Genomic DNA, 11,442 nt, shown 5'->3' with positions numbered 1-11,442 from the left:
GGCCAGCTCACCGCCGGACTCGTCACCCTGCTCGCCCTTGCCTGCCTCGCCGTCGGCATCACCACCGCCCTCGCCCTGCGCGGCTTCCTCATGGGGCGCCTGGACGAACAGCTCTCCGCCTCCGACGGCCGGTTCGCCGCCAGCCTGGAACACGAGGCCAAGCCCGACGCCGACAACCGCCCCGATACCCGGGGCCAGGCAGAATCGACCTTCGGCGCCCGCCTCCTGAACGGCACTGTCACCCAAGCCGCCGTCGTCGATGACGCCACCGTCCGCCCCCTCCGGCTCACACCCGGGGACCGCCGCTCCCTGGCAGAGGTCCACGCTGACGGACACGGACACAGCATCCGCCTCTCCACCCTGGGGGCCTACCGCGTCACAGCCGTCCAAGGCGACGACCAGGACATCCTGATCACCGGCCTGCCCCTGCACCCGGTGGAAGAGACCGTTCACCGCCTCGAAGCGGTCGAAGCGGCGCTGTTCGGCGCTGCCCTCGTAGCCACCGGCATCGCCGGAGCCCTGTGGGTGCGGATCTCCCTGCGTCCCCTTCAGCAGGTCACCGCCCGGGCGGCGGAAGTGGCCGGACTGCCGCTCGCCAGTGGAGAGGTCGCCATGCCCGGACCGCTCTCCGATACCGACCCCGGCACAGAGGTCGGCCAGGTCGGCACCGCCCTCAACCACATGCTCGGCCACGTCGAAGACGCCCTCACCCGGCGCCAGGCCAGCGAGGAGAGGCTTCGGCACTTCGCCGCCGACGCCAGCCACGAACTACGCACCCCCGTGGCCAATATCCGCGGCCACGCCGAACTCGCCCTGCGCCACCACGGCCCCGTCCCCGCCGAAGTCCGCCACGCTCTGGAACGCATCAACGGCGAATCTCAGCGTATGACCCGCCTCGTCGACGACCTGCTCCTCCTCGCCCGCCTGGACGCCGGACGCCCCCTCGAACACGAGCCGGTCGACCTGACCCTGCTGATCCTCAACGCGACGGACGACGCACGCGCCGCAGGCCCCGGCCACCACTGGCTCCTCGACCTCCCTGAAGAACCCGTCACCGTCACCGGAGACGCCCACCGCCTCCAGCAGGCCATCGGCAACCTCCTCGCCAACGCCCGCACCCACACCCCGCCCGGCACCAACGTGACCATCACCCTCACCACCGGCCAGACCGGCGTCTCCGTGGACGTGAGCGACAACGGGCCAGGCATCCCCGAAGAGCTCCAGCCCGAAGTCTTCGGCCGCTTCGTCCGCGCCGACCACGCCCGCTCTCGAACCACCGGCAGCACCGGTCTGGGCCTCGCCATCGTCCACGCCGTCATCACCGCCCACGGCGGAACCGCCACCGTCACCAGCGGCCCCGGATACACCACCTTCCGCCTCACACTTCCCAACTGACACCGTCCGGCCGGCCAGCGCACCGATGGATCAGGCCCCGCAAACCCTACGAATCCGGATCAATACTGACCGCACAAGATCGAGGCGTTCACCCGGCGTCGAGCGCGGAGAGCAGAGCGGAAAAGTCAGGCTCGCCTAGAAGTGGTCGAGCAACTCTGGGAACCTCCGTACGCGCAGTACCCCGTTGTCGGCCGGATCGAGCTCCGCCTGCTCGAGCACCCACGTGCTGTCATTGGGGATGAAGACCGCGTTCATCCCGGCCATCCGCGCGGGAAGGATGTCCGACTTCGGGGAGTTGCCGATCATCCAGGTGGTCTCCAGGGCGAGCCGGTGCTCTTCGGCGAGCCGCTGATAGACGTCGACGTTCTTCTCCGCGACGATGTGGACGCTGCGGAAGTGGTGCGCGAGTGCCGATGCGTCGATCTTGCGCTGCTGCTCGTCGCCATCGCCTTTGGTGAGCAGCAGCAGTTCGTGCCGCTCCCCGAGCTCTGACAGCGTCTCGGCCACCCCGGGGATCAACTCGACCCGATGGTCGAGGAGCGCCACCGCGAGTTCCTCGATGCGGCGGCTCTCGGCGGCCGTGGCCGGCCGCTCGCGCAACCGGCTCAGGCACTCAGCGAGACTGCGCAGGAAGATCTTGCTTCCGTACCCGTGAGCGACGGCGTTGGCCGCCTCGATGTCGTCGAGGATGAGACGGATCTCGGCCCGGTCGAGGGTCGGATGCTCCATCCAGTCCAGGAAGTCGTCGATGACCCGCTCGAACAGGACGTTGTTCTCCCACAGCGTGTCGTCGGCGTCGAAGATGAGGACCTGCCCGCCGCGCCTCAAGCCGACACCTCCGCGAAGCCCTGGTCGAGAGCGCCGACGATGCGCCGTTTGACCGGCTCGGCGGCGAAGGCGGCGGCGAGGGCATTGCGGTTGATCTGCTCGAAGTCGGCGAGCGTCCAGCCGAAGGCGTCCCGCAGCCGCTCGTACTCCTGGGTAAGCCGGACGTCGGTGACCGCGCGGGTGTCGGTGCTGATCCCGACCCGCACGCCGGACCGGTGCAGCCGGTCGACGGGATGCTGCCGCAGCGTGCGCACGGCGTCGGTCTGCACGTTGCAGGTCGGGCAGATCTCGAGATGGATCTGCTCTCGTTCGAGCCGCGCGAGCAGCGCCGCGTCCTCGATGCTCCGGACGCCATGGCCGATCCGGCGGGTCGCCGTCTTGTCCAGCGCCTCCCACACGCTCTCGGGGCCGCCGCCCTCACCGGCGTGGACGGTCACGCCGAGGCCCGCGGCACGCACGAGCTCGAACGCCGGGACATGCGGGTCGAGCGGGTACGCGTCCTCGTCACCGGCGATGTCGAGCGCGACGACCGGACCCGACCGCGCGTGGCGCTCCACCAGCCGGGCCGTCCTCAGGCTGTCGGCGGTGTCGAAATGCCTCAGCGTGCAAAGGATGAGAGCGGCGTCGATGCCCGTCGCCTCGCTCTGTCGCACGGTCTCGTCGCTCACGGTGCGCACGACGTCGTCGGCCGACAACCCCTTCTCTAGATGGACCAGCGGGGCGAACCGAAGCTCCGCGTACACCACCCCGTCAGCGGCCAGTTGCGCGAACGCATCCGCCACCGCGATCCGCAGCGCACGCTCGGTCTGCAGAACGGCACGGTAATTGAGCGTGTAGCTCAGGTAGTCGGCCAGGGAGGCGCACTTGGCCGGGGCGACGAAATCGCGGTCGTAGTCCTCACGCGAGATCGCGGGGTCGATCCGCCGTACGGCGTCATGGCTGAGACCGCAGTCGAGATGACTGTGCAGCTCCAGCTTGGGGAGGGCTTTCAGGTCCACCGGTCTCCTCGGTCCTCTCGGCACACCACGCCAGCTTAGTAATACGTAGTACTAGGCGCGACGTCTTTTAGGCGCGACGTCTTCAACATCACACGCCACGGGTGGTGTACTCAGTCGGCCGGGCCGCCACGGGCGGCGTTCTCTCGCTCCCACTCGGTCCTGGTCAGGGCGTACTCCACCTCGCCGTGCTCCACGCCCTCGATAGGGTCCCGCCACGATCCGTGGAAGGTCCGCACCAACCTCAGGCCGGACTTCTCCATCACCCGGCGCGAGGCCAGATTGACCGCCATCGTCAAAGCGAACACCCGCTGCACGCCGAGCTCGGCGAAGCCCTTGTGGACCAACGCGCGTGACCCTTCGGTGGCATATCCCCTGCCCCACGCCGATCGGCGCAGCCGGTAACCGAGCTCGGCTTCGTCGACCGGCCCGTCCGGTGCCGGCCGGAAATGGAACCAGCCGAGGAACTCCCCGGAGGACGTGTCGACGGCCGCCCAGAAGCCGAACCCGGTGAACCGCTCGTAGTACTGGAGGAACCTCGGCAGGACCTCGTCCTGGATCACCTCACGTGAGGTGGGAGTCCCGCCGGTGAGATAGCGCATGACGGCGGGATCGCCGTCGAGGTCGACGAGATCGTCCACATCCGCTGCGGTGAACCGGCGCAACGTCAATCGGCCGGCCTCCAGGAACACCCGCATCGTCGCTGCCCCCCATGCCTCGTCCAGGCGTCCGAGTCGTCCTTCGGTCGCCGTGAAGATCCAGTATCCCGGTCACGGCTCCGCCGAGTCCGCTCTGCGGGCCGGCCCGTCCGAGGTCACCGGCCTCTGGCGGGCGACGACGGCGGGAGCGTCGCTGCCTCAGAGGTGTTTGCCGGCGGTCACGGTGCCGACGGTGAGGCGGGGTTCCGCCTCGAGGATCCGGCCGATGCGCTGCGCCTGGTCGTCGAGTTCGCGCCGGCCGGCCGCGGTGAGCGGTTCGAACGGCTCCACCCGGATGTCGATCCTTCGGCCCGAGCGCCGCTGGTGCCAGATTCCGGCGACCACCCCGCCGGCGAGAAGTACCGGCACATTGCCCGCCTGACCGCCGGACAGCGCTCGCTCGGCGGCCGAGCCGGGGAAGAGCAGGTCACGCGGATGACAGCCCACGGCGTAGGCATCGAAGTACGGCAGCAGGCGCATGCCCTCGGGCGGCGCGGACGGCACCGCGGTGTCGCCGGCGGGCAGCCAGCCGAGCGTGCCGTCGACCTCGACGGCCTGGAGTTCTCCCGACAGCGAGTCGAACAGCTCTGCCGCCCACCGCCGCGGCGCGGCCAGCCACTGGGCGAAGTGCCGGGAAGTGGCCGGCCCGTACGCATGCAGATAGCGCCCGACGAGCTCGGCGAGGGCGGGCCGTTCATCGGCCGGCCGGAACCCGGGCAGCCATCGGCGCGGGCTGGTGTAGGTCACCTTGCGGCCCCGGTTCGGGCCGAAGCACAGCGCGCCTCGGAGTCCCGCCGTGCCCAGGGCGATGCGCCATCGGGGCCACGTGCCGGTGAACGCGGGGATCACGAGGTCGGCGGCCCACGATCCGGTGCGTGCGATGACGGCCTCGCTCAGCTCGTCGACGGTCAGTTCGGCGTCGTCGAGCACGGCCTCGATCACCGCCACCACCTCATCGGTCTGCTCGGGCGTCAGCGGACCGTTCGCCGTGGACGGCACCGCCGACAGCGCGCCGGCCCACATCGGCAGGTCCCGCGCCGACAGCAGGTGTACGGTGCCGCGCGGCCCGTACGCCTTGACCAGGCTGCGCTCCTCCCACAGGGCCTGCCGGACGTCCGTTCGCGTCACGTCGGGCATCCGCAGCCCGATGGAGAGTTCGGCGGCCGACAGCACCTGCGCGTGAGCACCGCACATGGTCGCGACGATGTCGGCGGGCCGGGCTTCGCTCGAGGGAACCGACAGCGCATGCCGGTCCAGGCGCCTCGCGCACACCTGCTCCCATGACAGTCGCGGCTTGTCCGTCGACGGGCTGGTCATCGGGCGGGCTCCTTCGGTGGCGCTGCTCGGGGGAGATCCGCAGTCTCGCGGCGAGTTCGACGCTAGAGCCCATTCAGGTCAGTTCGTGGCCGCTACGCGACTCACGTTCACGAACAAGAGCTAGGCCAGATGCCCTCTGCCTGGTACGTCGCGGAGGTAGTCGGTGTCAACGCGGTCGTTCGCCAATGATCAGTTAAAGCAGCTACGGTCGCTCCCCGACATCGGCCGCTCCGTCGGAGGCCGTTGACCAACCCGGCATCACCCCTCCGACGCGAGGGTTTCCGGCGCAAAGAGCACAACGTGCTGCCAGAACACGGTCCAGGCCGCTGACGAGTGGCGAGACTTCGGGCAGATCACCGACGGGTCGCCACGGTGGGTTGATCGGCGGGCGTGGATCTGCCGTTATCCTGACCCGATGCGAAGCGGCGGCCTGCGTATCGACGTGCTGTGTCAGATCGAGCGGCTCGGCGGAACCGTGCCCGAGACGATCGAGGCGGGCGTGCACTGGACCGACGCGCCCAGGCCGCTGCCGCCGGAGATCGAGACGCTGATGGCGATCACGTGGCCGCCGCGTACCTTGCTGGTCACCGCCGAGGACGGCTACCGGGTGAGTTTCCCGCAGGGGATCGCTGGGGGCGATCCGTTCGGGGTGGACCGACCGTGCTTCGTGATCGGGTTCAACGAGTCGACGCAGTACTACTGGGTCGTCGACCTCGACGATCCGCGGCCCGGCGATCCCGACGTCTACCGGATCGACCACGACGGGTCCGACGCGGCGGACGCCTTCGGTTATCCGCGGCGGTTGTCGCGGATGCTGGCCGAGCTGACCGTCTACGCGCCGCCGGACTCCGCCCGACTGGCCAACGCCTGCGCCCACGGCGACCTGGAGACCGTGGCCGCCGCGATCGCCGCGGGCGCCCCGCTGGGGCCGGCCAACGATGACCGCTCGGCGATGACCCCGTTGCACTTCGCGGTAATGTCGGGCTCGGCCGAGACGGTGCGGACGCTGCTGGCCGCGGGCACCGACCCCGGCGCGCGGACCGGCCACGACAGCCTCCTGACGGAACTCGGCCTGCACCCCGCCGACTTCGGGATGGAGCGGATCGAGCGCGACGTCACACCGCTCTGGATGGCCGTCAAAGGACCGTTCTCCACCGGCCGGCCCGGCCCCTCCGTGGAGGTGGTGCGAGCGCTGCTCGACGCCGGCGCCGACCCACGGCCGACCGGCCAGATCGGCAAAACGCCGCTGCACGTCGTGGCCGAGAACCGGTTCAGCTGGGAGCGCGAGCGGGCGGTCGCCGAGCGGCTGGAGATCCTACGCTGCCTCATCGACGCTGGCGCGGACGTCGAGGCCGAGGACCGGCTCGGTCTGACGCCGCTGCTGGTGGCGGTCGACGCGCCGGAGTTCGTCGCGGCGCTGCTCGACGCCGGCGCGGACCCGGCGCGGCGCACCGCGCACGCGGACCGTTTCGGGATCGGACACCTATGAAACAACCCCTCCGAACCACATCCAAACGGTCCGTGGCGGTAACCCGACCGGTGTTCGGTCCGCTATCGCCACTGGCCGCTCCGTTGCTCAAGCCTCGGGTCCTGATGAAGGCAGCCACCGCGAGATCTTCGTCCGTTCCTTGATGTTCTGATGGACGATGCCGTTGTCGATGAGGATCGGCTCGTGGCGCTCGGCCCCGGGCAGGTCGAGGAAATCGAGCCACTGGCCGGTCTGAAGGTCCAGGAAGACCAGCCCGACGGTTTGCCAGCGCCAGCCGCCCGCTATTCGTTGCTCCTTTTCGACCGCCACGGCCAGCAGCCGGCCCCAGGCGAACACGGGACCGTTCAGACCGACTGTCAGGTCATCGGTGCCCAGAGCGCGCAATCTGGTGGCGAACAACGGACGTGGTTCGCCGTCGTCGGCTCGAAGGAGCTGGTAGCCGCTGGCGAGGCGCTGTGTCCCTGCCTCGGGGTCACGCCAGCGGATGGCTGACAGGCACTCGTCGGAGTCGAGCACCACCAGCTCACCAGACGCAGGCAACGCGAGCCCCATCACCCGTTCGCCGGGGATGCCGTCGGCGAGCGAGGTCTGGCCGGGCACGGCCCCGTACAGCCGCAACCGGTCCTGCACCACCTCGGCGACGGCCAGGACCATGGTGTCGTCGCCGCAGCCCGCCGGGAAGGCGACCGCGGTCGATGGCGCTGCCGCACAGGCGGCCTCCACCCCCTCCCCCCAGTCCTTGATCAACGTTTCACCTATTGTGGGGCTTTGCATGGCCGAGACACCGTCGATATGCGCCAGCGTCGCCGCATCCAGCAGGTTCAACCGGGCAGGCCCCTCAAGCACGGTTTCCCCGAAGAGCAGATACGAGCCGTCAGCGGTGAACTGAAGCCAGCCACGCTGATGCTCCCAGTCAAAGTCCACCGACCTTCGCCGGCCTTCTCGCTCCGCGTCGTCCCGGCCCGCCCCGCTACCCGGCAGTCGTTGCACCGTGCCGTCGGATCGCCACAACTCGACCGTCAAGTCCTCACCGAGCACGGCGATGCTCTCCCCGCCGGGCCGCACGGCAAGCTGGTCGAACGGCCTGGCCGGCGCACAGGACATCACCGAGCCCAGCGCGGCATCGGCATCATGGACCGTCACGACCCCACCCCGCGCGACCGCCACATACCGCCCGCCCGGGTCGACCCCGGCAACCCGTCCGACCACGTGCCCAACTTCGACGATGCTGCCAACACCGGCAGCTATGAGCGGATCCTGCATTGGTTCGTTCTACCTTCCATGGGATCAGGGGGCCTGGAGGGCCGCCGGGCGGATGGCCTGGTCGTGCGGTCGTGATAAGCCCGACCCTTTAGGAGCCGAGCATGAAGGTGGTGCCGGACTCGTTCACGGCGGTGGGGCGCAGTGGCCGCCACCCTTCGATGAGCTTGGCGAGTTCGGCTTCGATGTCGACGTTGATGTAGCCGAAGAAGTTGATGTTCTCGCGGTGGCCGGGGGCGATGAACGACAGCAACTCGTCGCCGATGTCACGGCCCTGGTCGCGGAGCTGACCGATGGCGATGCCGTAGTACTCGGTGGTCCAGGTGATGACGGCGTTGGTGAGCAGCGTCAGGCACCAGGCCTGCTCGGTCTGGTCGGTCAGGTGGGGGCGGACGATGGCGCCCTGCTGGGCGTAGTGCAGGTCGCGGCGCAGCGCGTGCAGGGACTCGCTCTTGTTGAGCTGCCGGGAGATCTTGCGGCGGTAGACCGGGTCGGACAGGTAACGGGCGGCGTGGATAGTGCGCCGCATCCGCCCACACTCCTTCAGCGCCGCGGCGGGGGTGTTCTGCCTCGAGGCGGCCGACCACTTGCCGACGATCAAGGACGCGGTCGCCTCCCCGAATTTCAACGACCCGCCCATCCGCAGCAGGTCGCCGTTGCAGTCGGTGACCAGGTCCTCGTTCCACCGGTCGGCCAGCAGCAGCCCGGCGTGCGGGTAGCTGGGCGATGGTCGCCGCCGGGGTGTCATCGCGCACCAGGATGATCTTGCCGAGGTCGCGGATCCGTGGGGTGAGGGCCTTGCCTACCAGGTCGAACAGCCCGAAGTTGACCAGGGTGGCGCCGTGGGTGTCGGTGGCGTGCTCGGTGATCGGCAGGTCGGTGGCGTTGCCGAGCAGCTCATCCAGCGTGTAGTGGCCCTCGCGGGCGGTGGGGACGATCTGCTTGGTCCCGTAGGTCGACCATTGGTCGGAGACGTGGGTGTAGGTCGACAGGACCCGCCCGCCGTGTATGGGCATGTCGCGGCTGGTCAGGGACTTGCCGCGCACGGGGAAGCGCTGCCCGTCGGAGGAGGACATGGTGCCGCCGCCGAACTTGTTGGCCAGCTCCAGCCCGTAGTGGTGGTTGACCAGCACGGTGTTGGCTTCGCGGAGGGTCTCCTCCCGCACGTACCACTCCTGTGTCCAGGCCAGGGTGTCGTAGGAGATCCCGCACGCCTCCGACATCCGCGTCAGCCCCAGGTTCGTGGCCCCGGCGATCAGCACGGCGAGGATGTTGCGCTTGAGTTCCACCGACTGAGTGGACTTACGGCCGCCGGCGTGGGTGAAACAGGTCAGGAAGTTCGTGCGGGCGTCCAGCTCGATCAGCAGCGAGGCGATCGGCACGAACGGCAGCATCCCGGCCAGCTCATCGCGCAGCGCCCTGGCTTCGGCGGGGACGTCCTCGGCCGACAGCGGCGGGATCACCAGCCGTCCCGTCTCATCGAGGCGGACCGCGCCGACATCGCCGGGAGAGGCGCCGGCCAGGGTCTCCTCCAACTCACCCAGCGCCTGGTGCAGTTCGTCCTTGACCTGCTCGATCGCCTCGGCCGCGCCGGGTGGTTTGCGTACAAGCTGGCAGAACTCCGCCCGCCGCCCCTCCCACTGCTCGGGGGTGAACAGGTAGGTGCCGGGGTCGGCGTAACGGCGCGACCCGGGCACGAACACATCGCCCGACCGGAGCCCGTCACGCAGGGCCAGGACGGTGCACAGCTCCCAGTAGTGCCGGAACGCCGTGTCATCGCCCGTCTTGCGGGCCTTGGCCAGGTAGTCGGCGTACCGGGCGGGCACGAACGACGTCGGTGCCCCAGCGGGGACCTTCCATCCGCCGAGCCGGTTCAGCTCCCTCAGGATCGACACGGCTTGCATCAGGTCCCCGGCGCCGGGTCCGCCCAGGAAGTCGATCGCCTCCAGCACCTGCGGGGTGAACTGCCGAAGGTAGGAGTAGGACGCCTCCAACGCCGACAGGCGTCCGTGGTCACGGGGCAGCGGCTTCCAGCCCAACGCCGACACCTCACGCAGCGCCTGCATCCCCACCCGCTCCCGCAAAATCCCGCCGACCTCCTCGTCCGGAATCGACGGGTCGGCCAGCACCGGAAGGATCACATCCATCAGCAGCTGACGGACCTCGCCCTTCTTCGCCCGCTCCGCCAGCGCCTCATCGGTCTTGGCCTTCGCGCGAGACTCCCGCGCCGACACCGCCTGGTCGAACAACGCGATGACCTCGTCCAACTGGTCCACGGCCGACTGGGCGACCAGCGCCAGCAGAATCGGGAAGCGGCGCTCCTCGCGCCGCCAGAGCCCCTGCACGCTGGAGCGGCGGCCCAACGTCGCCAGAAACCGGCGCCGCTCGGTCGGCAGCATCGACAAGTCCAGCAGGTGTGCGTCCATCCCGCACAGGAACAACAGCTTGTCCACCGCCAGCTTCACCACCGAAGCCGTCGCCTCCACCGCCGGCGTCGTCGGCCACGCCAGCCGGGTCATCCCCAGCCCGACGTCATGCACCAGCAGACCATCGAGGTCCCCGCGCATCCGCGCGGTCAGCAGGTGATCGACTTTCTCCGACGTCAACGCGCCTGCGGCCATCCGCGCCGAGGCGACCAGCTCCATCAGCGTGACCACGCCAGGCCGCGTTACCCAAGCGCTGATCAGAAACTCCGCGGCCTGGTGGAACAGCAGCGACGGGGTGTCGTGCTCCATCGCCCGGTCCAACAAGAACTGCTCCAGCTCCTTCAGCGCCTTCCCACCGGTCGGCGCTGGTCTCCAGTCCAGGTACCTCAGCACCAGCCGCAGATGATCGCTTCGGGTCTGTGCCCGCTGCCCGTACTGCTCCAACACCCCAGAGCCGACCGCCAGCTGGTTCGCCAACCGCACCACCGCAGCGTGCGGAACCGACCAGATGTCATCCGGCACGAACCCCAGCCACGGCAACGTACACAGCTGGACGGCCAGCCCGAGTCTCGCCGCCGGTCCCCGGCCACCACCCCGCCCCTGGTTGTCGACGAACGCCAGATCCTTGCTCGTCAACGTGAAGAACCGGATCAGCTCCTCCCGCCCGATGTCCGGATACGACCGCAGCCGCTCCATCTGCTCATCAGAGAAGAACTGAGTGGCCAACCCCACCAACCTCCACAGATGTACCGGAACCGGTACGAACCGTAGCGGCGAAGATCATCAGCCGCCCCACGAACCCAAATACCCGCAGCTCAGAAATAGGTTCGTTGGATTTTCCGCGATCGCTACTGGGACCCCGACGTGCTCGTGCGCGACGAGCATCCCCACCTGGCCCGGGTGCCGGACGGCCAGGGTGACGGTAGGCCGACTACCGGGGGCGCCGCGCCGGCGGTGTCTGTACGTGCGTGGCCGACCCGGCCGCGTGGCACGCGCCGCGGCCGTCGGCGCGGGCGACGACCCGGCCGGCCTCG

General features: G+C 69.4%; 8 protein-coding genes and 2 pseudogenes. 2 read left to right on the top strand and 8 right to left on the bottom strand.

All coding sequences use genetic code 11. From position 1 onward, the window contains the following. Positions 1-1,395 (top strand): sensor histidine kinase (locus HKK72_RS29910; RefSeq protein WP_222721307.1); only part of this gene is annotated, 1,395 nt, incomplete at its 5' end. A 135-nt stretch (positions 1,396-1,530) separates the two neighbouring features. Here the strand turns inward: HKK72_RS29910 and HKK72_RS29905 are convergent. From HKK72_RS29905 to HKK72_RS29890, 4 genes are all read right to left on the bottom strand, one after another. Continuing rightward, positions 1,531-2,223, bottom strand: a complete 693-nt coding sequence (locus HKK72_RS29905) for an HAD family hydrolase (RefSeq protein WP_187237788.1) — start codon at positions 2,221-2,223, stop codon at positions 1,531-1,533. Next, complete coding sequence (gene add, locus HKK72_RS29900; protein WP_187237787.1) at positions 2,220-3,221, bottom strand: adenosine deaminase; 1,002 nt, start codon at positions 3,219-3,221, stop codon at positions 2,220-2,222. Before add ends, HKK72_RS29905 begins: the two co-directional genes overlap by 4 nt. Before the next feature lie 110 nt (positions 3,222-3,331). Continuing rightward, positions 3,332-3,916, bottom strand: a complete 585-nt coding sequence (locus tag HKK72_RS29895; RefSeq protein WP_187237786.1) for a GNAT family N-acetyltransferase — start codon at positions 3,914-3,916, stop codon at positions 3,332-3,334. 159 nt (positions 3,917-4,075) lie between these two features. Next, complete coding sequence (locus tag HKK72_RS29890) at positions 4,076-5,233, bottom strand: winged helix DNA-binding domain-containing protein (RefSeq protein WP_187237785.1); 1,158 nt, start codon at positions 5,231-5,233, stop codon at positions 4,076-4,078. 415 nt (positions 5,234-5,648) lie between these two features. Between HKK72_RS29890 and HKK72_RS29885 the strand changes: the two genes are divergently transcribed. Next, the gene (locus tag HKK72_RS29885; RefSeq protein ID WP_187237784.1) at positions 5,649-6,722 is read left to right on the top strand and encodes an ankyrin repeat domain-containing protein; all 1,074 of its coding nucleotides are present in this window, start codon (positions 5,649-5,651) and stop codon (positions 6,720-6,722) included. A gap of 87 nt (positions 6,723-6,809) precedes the next feature. On the opposite strand, the gene HKK72_RS29880 is transcribed toward HKK72_RS29885, so the two are convergent. The 4 genes and pseudogenes from HKK72_RS29880 to HKK72_RS29870 all read right to left on the bottom strand — a co-directional run. After that, positions 6,810-7,985, bottom strand: a complete 1,176-nt coding sequence (locus tag HKK72_RS29880) for a hypothetical protein (RefSeq protein ID WP_187237783.1) — start codon at positions 7,983-7,985, stop codon at positions 6,810-6,812. Between the two features lie 88 nt (positions 7,986-8,073). Further along, positions 8,074-8,235, bottom strand: coding sequence for a hypothetical protein (locus HKK72_RS29875; RefSeq protein WP_187237790.1), 162 nt, complete (start codon positions 8,233-8,235; stop codon positions 8,074-8,076). Between the two features lie 9 nt (positions 8,236-8,244). After that, a pseudogene (locus HKK72_RS42930) lies at positions 8,245-8,730 on the bottom strand (Tn3 family transposase); the annotation flags it as partial. Further along, positions 8,729-11,140, bottom strand: a pseudogene (locus tag HKK72_RS29870) (Tn3 family transposase); the annotation flags it as partial. The pseudogenes HKK72_RS42930 and HKK72_RS29870, both read right to left, overlap by 2 nt. Between the last annotated feature and the right edge of the window lie 302 nt (positions 11,141-11,442).

Origin of the sequence: Actinomadura sp. HBU206391 (assembly GCF_014323665.1) — a bacterium.
Classification (GTDB): domain Bacteria; phylum Actinomycetota; class Actinomycetes; order Streptosporangiales; family Streptosporangiaceae; genus Actinomadura_C.
Note: the sequence above shows the minus strand (reverse complement) of the source record. Positions and strands in the feature narration are given on the sequence as shown.